The sequence below is a fragment of the Thiocapsa sp. genome (assembly GCF_018399035.1).
In the GTDB taxonomy this organism is placed as follows: Bacteria; Pseudomonadota; Gammaproteobacteria; order Chromatiales; family Chromatiaceae; genus Thiocapsa.
This window is the reverse complement of the sequence record NZ_CP073760.1, coordinates 4869900-4885879: the sequence shown is the minus strand read 5'-3', so window position 1 is coordinate 4885879 and position 15980 is coordinate 4869900. Positions and strand designations below refer to the sequence as shown.

Here is a 15980-nt window from a genome sequence, read left to right as displayed (position 1 = left end):
AGAAGTGCGTCAATGCGATCGACATGGACCGATCGCAGAGCCTGAAAGGTGGGGTGGACGATGGGGCTCGAACCCACGACCACAGGAATCACAATCCTGCGCTCTACCAACTGAGCTACGTCCACCATAGCAAAACGCCGATCCCTGGGTTGCGCGCATCCGCACGCTTTATTTCTCCCTGCTGACGGCCTGTCGAGCTTGATTTTGGCGCGCTCGGCAGGACTCGAACCTGCGACCCACGGCTTAGAAGGCCGTTGCTCTATCCAACTGAGCTACGAGCGCCGATCGAGTGCGCATCGAAGCCGGCGCCCGGCGCCCAAAGCGACTTCACTGTGAGCGACCTGTCGGGCAATTGGTCGGGGTAGAGGGATTCGAACCCCCGACATCCTGCTCCCAAAGCAGGCGCGCTACCAGACTGCGCTATACCCCGGTTTCGGAAAAGACATCCCGAAATCGAAGAGCCGGAACTATACGCCCGATCGACGACGGAGTCAATCCACCGCGAACCCTTGCTCGGCGGGCGACGGCGGCCGCGTTTTCATACGCCCCGGCGCTCGCTATGATGCCGCCCAACGATCGCATGACGAGACCACGATGAGCGCACACATTCTGGACGGCAAGGCCGTCGCCGCGGAGATCCGCGTCGAGATTCGCAACCGCGTCGATACCATCCTGGCTGCGGGCGGACGCCCGCCGGGCCTCGCCGTCGTGCTGATCGGCGAGAACCCCGCCTCTCAGGTCTACGTACGCAACAAGCGCAAGGCCTGCGCAGAGGTCGGTTTCTACTCGGAGATGCATGATCTGCCGTCGACGGTCGACCAAGCGGACCTCATCGATCTGATCGACCGACTCAACGCCGACCCGAAGATCGACGGGATCCTGGTTCAGCTTCCGCTGCCCGAGCAGATCGACGAGGCCGCGGTGACCGACTGCATCCTGCCGACCAAGGACGTCGACGGATTCCACCCCGACAACGTCGGCCGCTTGGTGCTGCGTCGGCCCCTGCTACGCCCCTGCACGCCCAAGGGTGTGATGACGCTGCTCGAGCGCACGGGCCGGCGCATCGAGGGCCTGGATGCCGTGATTATCGGACAATCCAACATCGTCGGCCGTCCCATGGCCCTCGAGCTGCTTGCCGCGCGCTGCACCATCACCGTCTGTCACAGCCGAACCAAGGATCTCGCCGAGAAGGCCCGCGGGGCCGACATCCTGGTCGCGGCACTCGGACGCCCCCGCTTCATCCCGGGCGACTGGGTCAAGGACGGCGCGATCCTGATCGACGTCGGCATCAACCGCACCGCCGAGGGCACCCTGGTCGGGGATCTGGACTTCGCGCCTTGCGCCGAACGCGCCTCCTGGATCACCCCCGTGCCCGGCGGGGTCGGACCCATGACCATCGCCAGTCTGCTCGAGAACACGCTCCAGGCCGCGGAGCTGCATGCTGCGATGGGTTAGTGGGGATTCAGAAACAAGCTGAACACCTTGATGAACGCGTAGGATGGGTAGAGCGCAGCGAAACCCATCCTCCAAACCGCCAAGTTGCCGGGTTTCGGTCCGATGCCCTTGGCACGGGCTGGATGGGTTTCGCTGTCGCTCTACCCATCCTACGTGTTTCGGCTGTTTTTGAACTGTTCCTGGCAAGAAACCGCGTGCAGGGAGATCAACTGCGCAGCTTGCGCACGACGGCCATCGCCATCTCCAGCGCCTGCTCGTAATTGAGACGGGGGTCGACTTGGGTAACGTAGGCGCGCTCCAGGCCGACTTCGTCCAGGCCGCGGGCGCCTCCCAAGCATTCCGTGACATCGTCCCCGGTCAACTCGAAATGGACGCCGCCGAGGCGCCCTCCCGACTCGCGATGGATGTCGAAGGCCAGGCACAGCTCCTTCAGAATCTTCTCGAAGCGCCGGGTCTTGTAGCCGTTCGCCGTGGTCTCGGTGTTGCCGTGCATAGGGTCGCAGACCCAGAGAACCGGACTGCCGGTCCGCCGGACGGTCTCGACCATCGCGGGCAGCTCATGTTCGATCCGATCGGCGCCGAAGCGATGAATCAGGACCAAGCGCCCCGGCTCGCGCTGCGGATTGAGCCGCTCCACCAATGCCTCGAGCCACTCGGGCGAGAGGTCGCCACCGAGCTTGACCCCGACCGGATTGGCGATGCCGCGCATGAGCTCCACGTGGGCACCGTCCGGATCGGCGGTACGCAGACCGATCCAGGGCATGTGGGCGCTCAGATCGAACCAGCCGGGGAATTGTCTGACCTGTCGCGTCAACGCCTGCTCGTAATGCAGGTGCAGGGCCTCATGGCTGGTGAAGAACTGCACCCGCGCCAGCTCGCCCGAGCCGCCGCCCACCGCCTTCATGAACCGCAGTGATTCGCCCAGCGACTCGACCACCTTGCGGTAGTCCCGAGCACGCGGCGAATTGGCCATGAAGGCCAGGTCCCAGTTCTCGGGATGGTGCAGATCGGCAAACCCGCCCTCGGACAAGGCGCGGATGAAGTTGAGGGTGAGGGCCGCTCGCCCGTGACCGAGCAAGAGACGACCGGGGTCGGGCGTTCTCGACTCCGGGGTGAATGCGGGGCCATTGATCAGATCGCCCCGATAGCTGGGCAAGGTGATGCCGTTGCGGGTCTCGGTATCCGCGGAGCGCGGCTTGGTGTACTGCCCGGCGATGCGACCGACCCGGATGACCCGTTGCTTGAGCCCCTCCACGAGCACCAGGCTCATCTGGAGCAGGATCTTGAGCTTGTTGGCGATGATGTCGGATTGGCAGTCGGCGAACCCCTCAGCACAGTCGCCGCCTTGAAGCAGAAAACCATCACCGTTCGCGGCCTCGGCCAACTGGCGCTTGAGCGACTGGACCTCCCAGGAGGTGACCAGCGGAGGCAGGCCGCGCAGCTCCGACAGGGCGGCCTCGAGGGCCGCCGGATCCGGGTAGGTCGCCTGTTGCAGTGCTCGGTGCGACTGCCAGGAGCTTGGAGACCAGTCGCTCATGTCGGGCGGCGCCCCCGGCCACCGGCTTCCAGCCACCGGCCTTGCGATTCCGACAGGTGATCGGCGATCGGGAACCGATGGCCCCTCGCCTGCCGGCCGGCCTTACCCACGCTTGGACGCACGGAGATAGCCACGCGGGATTCCGGCGGCCGGGGGCTCACCGCCTTCTCGGGACTCAAGGTCGCACGCTTCGAGGTCATCTCAGGCCCCTACAAGCTGTCGCCCAGGTCGGCGCGGAACTTGGCCACCAGGGCCTCCTGCCAATCGGAGGTCGGGACCAGGCGTCCGAAGAAGAAGCGCAGGATGCTCGGCTCCTCGACGAAGCGCAGACCGCCGACCATTCGGCGGTTCTCGTACAGCCAGACGATCCGGTCCACGGCATACTTCACCTGCGACATGGTGAAGACCCGGCGCGGCAAGGCGAGCCGCAGCAGCTCCATGTCGGCGAGCTTCTCGCTCCCGTCCGGGTTGCGCTGCTCGGAGAGCGTGCCGCGCTCCATGCCGCGAACGCCGCCGACGAGATAGAGGGCGGAGCCCAGCGCGCCGGCGGGATACTCGGTTTGAGGGACATGCGAGAGGAAGGCCCGCGCGTCGATGTGACAGCCGAGCCCACCGGGCGGCGTAATCACCGGGACACCCTTGCGGGCCAGCTCCTCGACCATGAAGCGAATGAACTGTGGACCCTGGCTGACCATGTCCATGTCCATCGTCTCCTCGAGACCGACCGTGATGGCCTCGATCTCGCGGACCGACATGCCGCCGTAAGTCAGGAAGCCTTCGTAGAGGGTGATCTTCTCGCGGATCGTCTTGTAGAGATCCTCGCTGTTCATGCAGATCCCGCCGCCGCGCGCGCAGCCGAGCTTGCGGGCGGAGAAGTAGATGAGGTCGTATTGGTCGGCCACGGCGCGGGTGATCTCGCGCAGGCTCATGTCGCGACACTCGGGCTCGCGGATCTTGTTGAAGTAGAGGTTGTCGGCCAGGAGGCTGGCATCGAGCACGGCGAGGATGCCGTGCTCGCGGCAGATCCGGCCGACATCGCGCATGTTCTGCAATGACACGGGCTGCCCGCCGATCAGGTTCGTGCCGGCCTCGCAGCGCACGAAGGCGATCCGCTCGGCACCCTGCTCCGCGATCAAGGCCCGGAGCTTCTCGAGGTCCATATCACCCTTGAAGGGTTTCTCGCTGGTCACCTCCAGCGCATCGGACGTGAAGATCTCCTCGACGGTGCCGCCGTTGAGCGTGATGTGTGCCTTGGTCGTCGTGAAGTGGTAGTTCGTCGGAACGATGGTGCCCGGCCGTACGAGCACCTGAGAGAGGATATTCTCGCAGGCTCGCCCCTGATGGGCCGGCAGGAAGTAGCGCGTCCCGAAGATCTCCCGGATCTTATCCTCCAAGCGATAGAAGGTCTCGGACCCGGCGTAGCTGTCGTCGGCGACCATCATGGCCGCCTGCTGCCGATCGCTCATGGCATTGACGCCGCTGTCGGTGAGCATATCCAGGAAGATGTCGCGGTTCTTGAGCAGAAAGGTGTTGTTGCCCGCCTCGGTGATGGCCGCATGACGCTGCTCGATCGGGACGAGTAGAAGCTTCTGGACGATGCGGACCTTGTGCATCTCCAGCGGAACGGATTCACCGGAGTAGAATTTGACTTCGGACACTGACGTTCTCCTTGATATCGTTATCGGATCGCCTGGCCAACAGAGCACTCCAACGATACCACCGCGTCTCGTCTCGATCGACGGCGGGACCTGCGCCTCTCGACGCCTGTCGGTGTCCGGAATCCGTCGCGGCGACACCAAGCCCGGCAAGACTCGGCAGCGCGTTGCCCTTCAGCACGGTTGACTTAACCCACCGCTCCGCAGGCAAGCGGAAGAATCAAACACCGGGTGCATGCCATGAGCTCGTCTTGGAAATCCGTCCTGCGGACGTCCGAAGGTCTGGTCCTGCTGGCCGCACTCTGCCTGTCTCTTGCGTTGTTGGCCGCACTGGCGATAGTGGCCGTGTGGTCCCCGGGGTACGGGCAATTACTTGCGGCCGTCATCGCGACCAACCTGGTCTTCGGGCGCGTCACAGCCATGTCGCTCGGATACGCCACCGGACTCGATGACCTCACGGTGGTTCTGTCCAACCTCCTGATCGAGACGATCCTGGTCTTGGCCTTTTACCCCTTGTTCGTCTTCAGCTGGCGCGGGATTTTGGAAGTGAAGACCCTGCGACCCTACCTGCGCGCGGTTCGGGAGGCCGCAGAGCGCCATCGCGGGACGATCCGCCGTTACGGGCTTATCGGCCTATTCCTCTTTGTTTGGTCGCCGATCTGGATGACCGGGCCCGTCGTCGGCTGCGCCATCGGCGTCCTCCTGGGTCTCACGATGCGGGTCACCTTGGGGGTCGTCTTGGCCGGGAACTACGTCGCCATCCTGGGCTGGGCGGTGGCCATGAGGCAGCTACATGACCAAGTTGCAGGGTTCAGCCCCTTCGGCCCGCTGGCCTTGTTCGCAGTCCTGGTGGTGATCATTGCCGGCGGATCTCTGCTGAGGCGCCTCGTGCTCCGCCGACGCCGGACGTCGGGCCGCGAGCCTGTCGACTAGCGCCCGTCGCGGCGACCCTCGCTGGATCAGACGGGCCTTGGGGTTGGCGGGGTTCGCGAGAACCGTCGCGGAGGCCGCGCATTTCTTCACCTAAAGAGATGCGATTTACGGGCCAGCCTTATAGACCCGACCCCGCCGGTGTAAGACCATCAGCCCTGCTGATTCCGTATGGTCGAGAGGATCTCCCTTTTTGTGTGTTCGCAGCCGCTTCGATCGGCAGGAAAAAGATCCCCGCCATGGGCCTCGATCATCCCTTCGCCCACAGCGGTCACCGAATGCGTCGTCAGGCCATCCTGGCCTGACAGAATCAGGGCTGGAAGCCCTGAGGACGCAAGGATCACCAGCAGCTGGACCAAACGATGATCAAGGCCCCGCCATAAAAGCATGGGGTAGATATTCATGAATGAGCCTGATCTCGTCGCCGAGCTCATGCAGTCGACCGGTCAAGTGCGGAGCCGACGTCGTACAGATTGCGGAAGGCGACATCACGTGCATTGTATCGCTTGATGCGGGTGATCCGCCGGGGTCGAAGAGTGCCGGATGCCCGAATTGGGCACGTCCGGATCTACGGGAGCCGCGGGTGAGCAATCACCCGCGGCCTAGGGAGTTCAATCTGACCCGATAAGGCACGAAATAGCTCATGCCGGTCTCGTGTCGCGGGGTGCGGGCGGTGATGCGCCGGCGGTCCTGCCGCCGGCTGCCATCGACAGCCCTGTCGCCTCCAGGCACACTTCGCGGCACCGGGATCCCCCAGCCAAATCCGAGCCGACGCCGACCGATGGACACCTTCAAAACCCCCGTGGCCCGATTGGCCCGACTGTTCCGGGCATCGCGCGATGCGTGGCGGGCCAAAGCCCTGGACAAGCAACAGCGCCTGCGCGCGGCTCGGGTCAAGATCCGGGATCTGGAAGCGAGCCGTGCCTATTGGAAAAACCGGGCGCTGGCGGCGCAAGGCGGTGGCCCGCCTGCGGCGTCGGAGGCGACACCGGTCGGCGAGGCGCAGGAGCCTGACGCTGCGGCTCGGCAGCTGCTGCGCTTGCCCCCGCCCGGTCACCGGCATTCGCTCCTGGTCATTCAACTGACGCTGCAGATGTACCTGGGTGCCGGACTCGGCAGCCGCGGGGTGCCCCGCGTACTGAGTCTGCTCGCGCCCTGGATGCCGGTGAGCATGCCGGCGCATACGACGGTCCTCAACTGGGTTTACCGTTGCGGATTGGCGATCCTCCTGCAGCCTCCGCAGCGGCGCGAGGATTGGATTTACATCGCCGATCATACGCTTGAACTGGGCACATCGAAGTGTCTCGTGATTCTGGGCATCCCCGCCGCCCGGCTGCTCGAGACCGGCTACAGCCCGTCGCACCGGGCCATGCAGGTGCTCGCCGTGAAGGTGACGACGCACAGCACCGGGGAGTGGGTCGCCACGGTGCTGCGCGAGGTCGCCGAGCGCACCGGTGTGCCGGTGCAGATCGTCGCCGATCACGGCAGCGACCTGCACAAGGGGATCACGCTGTTTCGCCGGGAACAGACGACAGACTGTGTGGAAACCTATGATATTTCGCACCGCATCGCCACCCTGCTCAAGGCCGAATTGCAGCCCGACGCGCGCTGGCAGACCTTTCTGGCGCACTGCAAGCGGACCCTGGCGTCCTTTCAGCAAACCGACCTGGCCTTTCTGTTGCCGCCGCGTCAGCGCACCAAGGCGCGCTTCATGCACGTCGACACCCATGTCGAGTGGGCGCAAAACCTGCTCGCCTACCAGGAGCGGGGAGATTTCAGTGCCGTTCGGCCCACCTGCGTTCTGACGGTCGCCGCCGGGACCACCTGCGCGACCGTTTGGGCGTCGCCCGCGTGCGTCCCCTGCACGTGCTGCTGGGCCATCGGCATCCCGACAAGGCAGCCTTCTGCGAGGCCATTCAGGCGGCGTCCGACCTGCAGCTCACGGATCTGGACGACGCCTTTTGGGATCTCGCCGACACCGGCCGCGCCCGCTTCCTGGAGGGCTTCGCTTGGGCGAGTGCCTATCGCGAGGATCTGGCGGTCTATGCACAGATGATGGAACAGTCCAAGGCCATCCAGAGCGTTCTCAAGTCCGAGGGACTGCACGCCGGCGTCTGCGCATCGCTTCAAGCCACACTCGCACCGCGCACCGCGCTCGCTCCGCGAGCCGCCCGCTTTACCGACCGGGTCTTGGAACAGGTCGAGGTACAAGCCGCCAAGATCCCGCCCGGCGCAACCTGGCTGGCGTCCTCCGACATCATCGAATCGGTGTTCGGAAAATACAAAATGTTCACCGCACGCGGCCCCCTCAAGGAGATCGGCCGGCTGGTGTTGGCGATTCCCGCCTTCCTCACCGATCTGACGGGCCCGCTCATTCACGAGGCGATGACCTCGGTGCGTACCCTTGATGTCGAGTGCTGGGTCAAGACGCATCTCGGCGACTCCATGCTGGCCCGGCGACGACAGGCGTTCAAGGCGCCGAAGCTCGACATGAAAACGGCATGAAGGTTTTGATGGGAAAGGCCGGGGGATTGAACATCCTACCCGCGGCCACCCGCCCCCTTTTATTGATCGATCGAACCGGTGGGCCTGCTCGATCACGCCCGGGAAGACCCGGATCGGGCCGTCGTCTCCGGGCGCTCTTCACGCCGGGCAATGGATTCAGGCGCTAGGCTCAGGGCGTGACATGCGCCTCGAAGAAGGCCATGCGCTTCGGCTCCAGCAAGGTCTCGTCGTCGGTATACTCCATGACGCGTGGCTTCATCCCCTTGAAGACGAGGTTATAAAACATCTCGGCGCGAACCACCGCGGGCTTGACCGGAATCTCATAGGTCAGCACGCGTCGTTCGTGTGGCGCGAGTCGTGAATCGACCCCAACCTGGGTTGCGACCGGCGGCATCGCCGGGTTGCCCTCGTCATCGGCGAGTTGATAGAAGAGGTAGGCGTCGGGCGCCTCCTTCTGGGGATCATCGGTATAGTTCTCCCAGAGGACCTTGCCATTCGCGTCGAGCGCGGTCACCTTGACCTGAACATTACGGAAGGGTGCGCCGGTGGGCATCTTGTGTGGCAGTTGATTCTGCATCACGACATTGGCGCGCACGCCGCTCTCGATCGGCTCGACATCGACGGTGAGTTGCACCGCGCGCGCGAGCTGGGCGACATCATGGCCCCCGGGCATGCCGTGGTGCGCAACCCCGTCGGCGATAGGCATATGACAAGACTGACAGGTCACCTGAGCGCCGCTCGCATCGAACTCGTCGCCGGTCGCGCACAGCGGCACACCTTGCGGATTGGGCCGCAGGTGATGGCAGCCGAGACAGAGGTCGTTGCCGCGCAACATGCCCGGGTTGCCCTGCATCGGCAGGGTCGCCGAGACGCGCTGCCCGAAGGCATCGAGCTTGTCGACATGGGGGTTACCTGCGTCGTCCGGCCCCTCGAAGGCTCGCACCTTGTCGAACGGATACCCCATCGGTCCCTGCAGGACGCTTGATGTTTCATAAGCCTGCAGCCCCAGGCGCAGTGCACCCCCCTCGCCGCGCACGCCCTTGTAGCCGGAGATCTGATGACAGGCGACGCAGTTCACGCCTTCGGAGTAGGCGGCCATGGCATCGAGCTTGGTGGATCCATCCTTCGCTGCGTTCGGCGCATGGCATTGCAGACAGACCGGGTAGCGCTGCGAGCGCTGATGCAGTTGACCCTCCTCGCGCGGATCACCCACTTCCTGGCGATACATCATCTCGTGGATTGGATCACGCAATGCCGTGCTCTTCGCGTGCATCGAACCGGCCCATTGCCGATAGATGTCCTCGTGGCACCATTGACAGGCCGCGGCGGAGACATGATGCAGGCGTTGTTGCTCGAGCGGGTCGGTAACCGGCTCGAGTCCGCTGAAGTAGGCGGCGAGATCGGCAAATTGCTGATCCGTCATCTCCGCGCTCAGTTGCCCCATGGTGGGGCTCTCGCGTTTCCCTGAACGCAGCAGCTTCATCGTCTCCTGGAAGCTCTGCGCCTGCATCCCGGCGAGTGATGGGATCGGTCCGAGCCCCACCCCGCCGGGACCATGACAGGCCACGCAGTACTGGTTTGCTAATGACTCACCGACATCGACATCGCCGGTAAGGGCCTGCGCCAGCCCGGACCAACCGACCAAAGGCGCCAGGACCAGCCAAAGCATGGAACATCTCATCGCACTCCTCCCGTTTTTTGTTGTTGACCCGCGTGCGCCACTGGCGTTTTGCGAACGGACCAGGTTTCGGGGCTTCGCGCCGAGTCGGCGTTGACCTCCATACAGCAAGCCTATTACGCGTCATACGAGGCATTAAAGTGGCCTTGGTCAAGTGTTCGGATGAAAACTAACGCGCGGGGAACGACGCGAATCACCTACTAAACCTACGCAAATATTAGGAGTTGCCCGTATCATGGTATCGCCATGCGCAAGCGACAAACTGCAGCCCTTTGTCATCCTCAGCCAGGTTATTTCACGCCGTGCGGACGGCGCCCGGGCGCAGCCATTTCTCGGGGCTGGGCGAGGTGCGGACGCTGGCATGGAGGAGTCGCCCGACCAGCGAGGGCAGGTCACCACCAGCACCGATTGGCCGAAGTGCGCGAACACCGCCTCGAGCATCGCCGCGGCCTGCGCCATCTTCGTCTCGAACGCAACGACCGCACCGTCGCGGCGGACCGTCACGCCTTGCGCCGCGATGTCCTTCTGCATCAAATAGAAGCGGAAGTCCAACGGCAGACAGGCCCAGCGTCCCTTGATCCGCTTCAGCAACCCGATGGCCAAAATGCACTGCGACCAGGGATCGTCGGATTGATTACTCTTGGCTGCGTGGTCGTGGAAATGTCCGCAGCCGAAGATCGTCTTGCCCGTCTTGGGATTGATCGAATCATCCAACGCCACCAACACCCGGCCCGCCGTGGTCGGGTTGGGAATCGCCCCCCACAGCACTCGCCGGAGACGCGACCACGGCAGTGTCGAACTGGCCATAAAGGCATCAAAGCGCTGGCTCTCGACCTTCATGCCAAACAGCGTGCGCAGCGTGCGCAACACATTGGAGGTGATCGAAGAGGTGAAGGGAACGGCCACCGCCAGCAGGGTGTAGACGAACCAGACCTTGCGCTGTTGGCCTTGGGAGGTCTGCGAGAAGGTCGCTTGGAGCTGGGTGAGCAGGTCGCGTAGAATGAACATTGAGCAGAGGGCCTTTTGTATTCAATTTCAATGGTTTTTACCTGAAATTATAGCAAAAGGGCGCCATCTGCTCACGCGTTATCTTACTGATTCAAGACATTTATTGCCAGATCTCCCGGATTGCGGTCAAAGTTGGCACGGCAAATGTAAATTTTTCCTGATAGCCCAATAAGAATTATCAATGGGGCTTGCTGAAATCCCTCTATCATTAGGGTCATGCAAAATTTCCAGGAAGCTTTGGGTTATCACGTTGAGCCGCTATATCCATCGGCACCGCTGCTCGCCTGGCTGCAGGCGCACGGATGGGGATGCCCGGAATCACGAGACACGTCGATGTGCCCAGCTCAAGCGCATGATCGGCCACGTCAATCCAATCCTCGCGCCGCTGCGGTGGCTGCAGGAGGATCGCCAATCCGCAGCGGTTCACCCAGTTGAGGACCGCGACCCACTCGGGCGCGTGACTCGCGCCGATGAACCAGCTCGAGGGATCGATATTGGGGTTCCATACCTGGCGGTAACCTCATTGCCTGCGTCGATGAGACGATCGCGGACGATCTGCACGGCCAGGTCGTGCCGTTCCCACGGGGTCATGTCGATCCGCGCGTCCGTGACCAGGGCGACCGGGTGAATGGGCGCCTGCGTATGCGCGTCGCTCAGGCCCCATCCATCGTGTACTGGCGCCTAAACCGCGCCCAGTGCGGTATGCGATGTTTTTGGATGGGATCGGCCCCGGCGGATTTCAGAGCCGCTGGAGCCGGCGCGGTTTAAGATATTAAAAAATATAAAATTTTAAACCGCGTCCCCCGCTAAGGGTCGTGGATTCACCAAACTTCGAGCTCACTCGAAAGTGAGCATCTCGCTCTGGACGCGGTTTAGGTGCCCTCGAGTGTCCGCTGCATGGGCAGAAGACAGGCGTGCCCGAGCGTCTCCTCGGCCACCCAAAGGACACCTCAGCGTTTCAGCTCGTCATGGGTGCTGCGCCCGCCCGCGTCCGCTGTTCACAGGATGCCATGCGCGAGCAGTTCCTTGATGTCGCGCAATGCCGTATCCGCACTGGGCGACTGGACCCGGCCTGCCGGCTGAGCCAGGAAGGCACCGTCAGAGCGTTCTGCACTATCGATCGCAACGAACGCCTGCTCTCCCATCGGATCGTCGGCGGATCCGGTTATCCGCTGCTGGATCAGGATGTCCAGGCCATGCTTGAGCGCGCCAACCCCATGCCCGCCTTTCCACCCGGTATGAGCCAGTGTCAGCTCACCGTCGCGGTGCCGATCAACTTCCATCTGCGTTGACGGTTACCCAGCCGATTGCGGATTCTCAATAAGATAATGCGAATCACTGTGATTCAATATCCGCGAACCAACTCACCTTAGCCACCGAATGCCCCGACGCGGTCTCGGCAGCCAAACCGTAACCAGGCAGCCGGAGCATCCGCATGACCACACCCCCGACCCTCGGCCGGCAGCCCGTCTGCCCGCGTTCTCGTCCTGCTGGCTTTGGGCTCGTCCCAAGCGGCAGCCGGCGATACGTCGATAGTCCTTCCGACGGTCTATGTCACCACCGCCACCCGTATCGAGCAGGACATTACCACCTCTCCGGCACCGATCCAGTTGATCGACTCAGTGGATGTCAAGGCGGCGGGCGCGACCACGCTGCGGGGCATCCTCGATCTGGCGCCCGGACTCTATGTCAGCCCCTCCGGAAGCAACCTGCAGATCCGCGGCCTCGGCGGATCGGATACTCTCTATCTCATCGACGGTCGCCGTATCGTGGGCGAATTCAGCAATGCCTTCGAGCTGGAGCGCATCTCCGCCTCCATGATCGACCGCATCGAGATCGTGCGCGGACCGGCCAGCATGCTCTATGGGGCTGATGCCTTGGGCGGTGTGGTGAACATCATCACCAAGCGTCCGGCGGCCGGGCTGGAGGGCGGCGGCGATATCCAGTACGGCGCCAATGACCGGGGCGACGGCGCGCGTGCCATGCTCGCAGGTGATCTGCGGGGCGGGAACGAAACGCTGAACTTCAGCTTCTACGCCAGCCACCTGCATCGCGACATCTATGCGGAGCGCGAGACGGCGCAGGTGAGCGTGCCTCAATCCGGAGCTCAGGTCGCGCCTTCCAGGCATCCCAACGCGAGAATCAGAAACGGGCTCAAGGACAGCTATGAGGTCGATGTGGATTACCGCGACCAGGCCGACGTGGACACCATCGGCGGTGCGCTCGAGTGGCAGGTGACCCCCGATGTCAAGCTGACGCTGGATCTCAACGCCATGCGCGAGGAGCGCGAGGGCACCTATATCAGCAGCCGCTACGCGACGAATGTCATGGCCGCCGGCAAGGCGATCCAGGCAGCGAACATCCCGGCACGCCAGTATGACGACAACGAGCGGCTGGATACCGCCCTGACGTTCGACTGGTCGCTGTTCGACACGCTCGATCTGCGCTACCGGCTGCACTACAGCCGTTACGACAAGGACCGCGTGGTCTACGCTGTCCACTATGCGGATCTCGGCTACGCCACCCGCAATGACTCGGCCAGCTCGCGCAGTGAATCTACCATGAATCAATGGGTCAACGAGCTGACCGGCGTCTGGAGTCCGGGTGAGAACCATTCCGTGCTCGGCGGTCTGGAGCACCGCGACAACAATGTGGAATCCACCTCCTTCGATGCCGACACGCGCACCTTCGATTCGGCTTTCCTGCAACACGAGTGGCAGATCCTGCCGAGTCTGAATGCGGTCTATGGGGCGCGCTACGATGACGACTCGGTCGGCGGCTCGCATCTGTCCTTCCAGGCCGGCGGGATCTGGACCCTCTCGCCACTGGCGCGGCTGCGTGCGAACTTCGCCCAGGGCTACAAGGCGCCGGATGATCGCAGCCTCTATGTCGATCAGGTCAATCCACAGGGTGTCCCCATGCTCGGCGCCGAGGTCATCAATCCGGAACAGGGCAAGACCAGCGCCCACAACCTGGATCCCGAGTCGAGCGATACCTTCGAGATCGGCCTTGCCGGCGAGGCCGCGGCTTGGGACTACGGCGTCACCCTCTTCCACACCAGTGTCACGGATCGCATCGAAAGGGTGCGCGAGGGCAGCGGCCTGTTGACCTACAACACCTTTCGCAATATCAACGAGGCGCGCATCCAGGGTGTCGAAACGGAGGGCTCGGTTAGTCTGACCCCAGCGCTGCGTGCCCGCGCGGCCTTCACCCACTTCAGCGCCGAGAACCTCGAGACTGGCGATCCGCTGCTCAACACCCCCGAAACCCTCGCCAGTCTGACCCTCGACTACGCCCGCGCGAACTGGCTCCTGCACGCCATCGTCAGCTATGCAGGCGAGCAGGACTACTCCGGACGGGCCGGCATCGAGACCGCCGCCGGCTACACCCTGGTCCATCTCAAGGCGAGTTATATGCCGCCGACGCTGGCCGCAGTGGAGTTCTACGGCGGCATCGACAACCTGCTCGACGAAAAGATCGACCCCGGTCTGGGTTCGGATCCCGGCCCCTATGCCTATCTTGGCGTGCGCTATAACTTCTGATTCCACCAACCGAGCGACACCCATCCATGACACAGAGAGTCCATCACGGACCCCGGCTGCGGCCCGCCCGTTGCGGTGCCCGTCTTTCTCGTATGCTGATGCTAATGGCGCTGTTGAGCATTCCAGGCAGCGCGCTGGCGGAGGTCGAAACGCGCATGCCGGTCACACTGCCGGAGAACGACCGCGAGCATCTTCTGGAAGAGATGCGCGGTTATCTGGTCTACGCGACGGCGACCCTGGCTGCGGCAGTCGAGGGCGAAATGATTGAAGTTCAACGGCTGGCGGAGCAGGTGCACCCACCGCTCGAACGGGCGCGGATCCTGGCCTCCGATGGCCCCTCGCTTGCGCCTCCGATGGCGGAACAGAACAGCGCTCAGGCAGCGACGGGCGGCCATCGTCCTAACCCGGGCCGCTTCGAGCGCATGCGGCGCAACCTCCCACAGCCCTTCCGCCTCATGATGCTCCAGATGCGCGAGGCCATTGCCGATGTTGGCCGCGACGCGTTGGCGCACAACGACCCCCTGCACAGCCTACGGCAACTGCAGCGGGTGCAGGAGGTCTGTGTCGCCTGTCACAACGCCTACCGGCTGGAGGCTGGCCAGCCCGACGCGGGCAGCCCGCCCCTCACGGGTGTGGGGCGGCCCTGAGACGGAGGCTTGACGTGCGTCGATGCGCGCTCGAGCCGATGTCAGGGGCTGCAGCTTGACCGTCATCCAACGAACACCGCATGGGCGGTAGCCGAGAGGGATGTGCTGCCAGGCGTTGCTATGAGTACCTAGGCAATCTCGGGATGCGACCGATCACCGGAATTGCCGTGAGCGGCGGCAGCAGCGCACCGGTCGCCCTCGACTCACTGAAGGTTCAAACTCACCAGGGTCGCGAAGAGCGCACAGTCAACAAGTCCACCGTCCTGCAGCCCGCGCACGCACGCAACGCATGGCCCCAGATCGGGCAGTTGAACGGTCCCCCGGGGCGCGCCCCGCGCACGACGGGACCTTACGGCCATCACCGCGCCGGTGAGCGCGCGGATGGATGCGATCGTCAACGCACTCAACCAATCATGCACAACGCAGCAGTCAACTGTCGGTTCGATCGACCGAGCACTATACGTGGAAACCGATCGAGGACTTTATTGCCTGTGTGAGCGACGAATCCTGACCCTCGCCTTCGCGGGGCGATGCGCGGTGCATGCTTGTCTGGGCCACACACCTGCTTGACGCCATCCCGCCCGGCAAGGAGGGCGACCCCGTGTTGCGTCTGCGCTGCGGCGCCCTGGAGACAATGGCCGGACAGCTCCTCTGCATCAGCTACATCATGCGCATGCCGCCGAACATGGCCGTGAAGATCGCCGTGACGATCGCAAAAAAGATGGAGAGGATGATGATGGCCGGTATGGCCGCGATGGCCGCCTTCACCATGAAGACCACCATGGACCAAAAAGGCATCTGGATGTCGACGACGGTGACGCGGTTGTTGGAGTCGTTCATGGTGCGCTCTCCTGGTGTTTGCGAGGATTCCTTTGCAGGCGAGGTGGATTCTAGATGTGTTCTGTCCGAGTCGCTCGACTGATGCCTCAGTCAACGCCCATGTTTGTCGCGGGAGAACCGTTCTCTCGATCGGGGACCGACGGGGCGACTTGATCACGCGCAAGTCCGCGCCCGCTCCTCGAG

General features: G+C 63.6%; 13 protein-coding genes and 3 tRNA genes. 8 read left to right on the top strand and 8 right to left on the bottom strand.

Annotated features, from left to right (window positions below):
• Positions 1–49: 49 nt before the first annotated feature.
• From KFB96_RS22320 to KFB96_RS22310, 3 genes are all read right to left on the bottom strand, one after another.
• Positions 50–125 (bottom strand) — tRNA-His (locus tag KFB96_RS22320).
• 80 nt (positions 126–205) lie between these two features.
• Positions 206–282 (bottom strand) — tRNA-Arg (locus tag KFB96_RS22315).
• A gap of 71 nt (positions 283–353) precedes the next feature.
• Positions 354–430, bottom strand: a tRNA-Pro gene (locus KFB96_RS22310).
• A 164-nt stretch (positions 431–594) separates the two neighbouring features.
• On the opposite strand from KFB96_RS22310, the gene folD reads away from it, so the two are divergent.
• Positions 595–1455: a bifunctional methylenetetrahydrofolate dehydrogenase/methenyltetrahydrofolate cyclohydrolase FolD gene (folD, locus tag KFB96_RS22305; protein ID WP_213456668.1), complete on the top strand. Its 861-nt coding sequence runs from the start codon at positions 595–597 to the stop codon at positions 1453–1455.
• Positions 1456–1660: 205 nt separating this feature from the next.
• Here the strand turns inward: folD and KFB96_RS22300 are convergent, their stop codons facing one another.
• A complete protein-coding gene (locus tag KFB96_RS22300; RefSeq protein WP_213456669.1) occupies positions 1661–2992 on the bottom strand; it encodes a class II 3-deoxy-7-phosphoheptulonate synthase in 1332 nt (443 codons plus the stop codon).
• A 209-nt stretch (positions 2993–3201) separates the two neighbouring features.
• Positions 3202–4650, bottom strand: coding sequence for a tryptophanase (locus KFB96_RS22295; RefSeq protein ID WP_213456671.1), 1449 nt, complete (start codon positions 4648–4650; stop codon positions 3202–3204).
• 237 nt (positions 4651–4887) lie between these two features.
• Here KFB96_RS22295 and KFB96_RS22290 point away from each other — a divergent pair, with 237 nt between their 5' ends.
• Entirely contained in the window at positions 4888–5580 is a 693-nt protein-coding gene (locus tag KFB96_RS22290; RefSeq protein ID WP_213456673.1) for a small multi-drug export protein, read from the top strand.
• A gap of 149 nt (positions 5581–5729) precedes the next feature.
• Here the strand turns inward: KFB96_RS22290 and KFB96_RS22285 are convergent, their stop codons facing one another.
• A complete protein-coding gene (locus tag KFB96_RS22285) occupies positions 5730–5981 on the bottom strand; it encodes a hypothetical protein (RefSeq protein WP_213456675.1) in 252 nt (83 codons plus the stop codon).
• A gap of 377 nt (positions 5982–6358) precedes the next feature.
• Between KFB96_RS22285 and KFB96_RS22280 the strand changes: the two genes are divergently transcribed.
• Both KFB96_RS22280 and KFB96_RS22275 read left to right on the top strand, forming a co-directional pair.
• Positions 6359–7633, top strand: a complete 1275-nt coding sequence (locus KFB96_RS22280; RefSeq protein WP_213501552.1) for a hypothetical protein — start codon at positions 6359–6361, stop codon at positions 7631–7633.
• Entirely contained in the window at positions 7630–8082 is a 453-nt protein-coding gene (locus KFB96_RS22275) for a hypothetical protein (RefSeq protein ID WP_213501550.1), read from the top strand. The genes KFB96_RS22280 and KFB96_RS22275 overlap by 4 nt, the downstream gene beginning before the upstream one ends.
• A gap of 169 nt (positions 8083–8251) precedes the next feature.
• Here the strand turns inward: KFB96_RS22275 and KFB96_RS22270 are convergent, their stop codons facing one another.
• Complete coding sequence (locus tag KFB96_RS22270) at positions 8252–9751, bottom strand: multiheme c-type cytochrome (protein ID WP_300970768.1); 1500 nt, start codon at positions 9749–9751, stop codon at positions 8252–8254.
• 159 nt (positions 9752–9910) lie between these two features.
• Entirely contained in the window at positions 9911–10768 is an 858-nt protein-coding gene (locus tag KFB96_RS22265; RefSeq protein ID WP_213456685.1) for a transposase, read from the bottom strand.
• Positions 10769–11682: 914 nt separating this feature from the next.
• On the opposite strand from KFB96_RS22265, the gene KFB96_RS22260 reads away from it, so the two are divergent.
• From KFB96_RS22260 to KFB96_RS22245, 4 genes are all read left to right on the top strand, one after another.
• Positions 11683–12060 carry a TonB family protein gene (locus KFB96_RS22260; protein ID WP_300970766.1) on the top strand — a complete coding sequence of 126 codons (378 nt, stop codon included), beginning with the start codon at positions 11683–11685 and terminating at the stop codon, positions 12058–12060.
• A gap of 204 nt (positions 12061–12264) precedes the next feature.
• Entirely contained in the window at positions 12265–14310 is a 2046-nt protein-coding gene (locus KFB96_RS22255) for a TonB-dependent receptor (RefSeq protein WP_300970764.1), read from the top strand.
• Positions 14311–14402: 92 nt separating this feature from the next.
• Positions 14403–14957: a hypothetical protein gene (locus KFB96_RS22250; protein WP_213465721.1), complete on the top strand. Its 555-nt coding sequence runs from the start codon at positions 14403–14405 to the stop codon at positions 14955–14957.
• Between the two features lie 541 nt (positions 14958–15498).
• On the top strand, positions 15499–15879 hold the full coding sequence (locus tag KFB96_RS22245; protein ID WP_213456691.1) for a hypothetical protein: 381 nt from the start codon (positions 15499–15501) through the stop codon (positions 15877–15879).
• Positions 15880–15980: the final 101 nt, after the last annotated feature.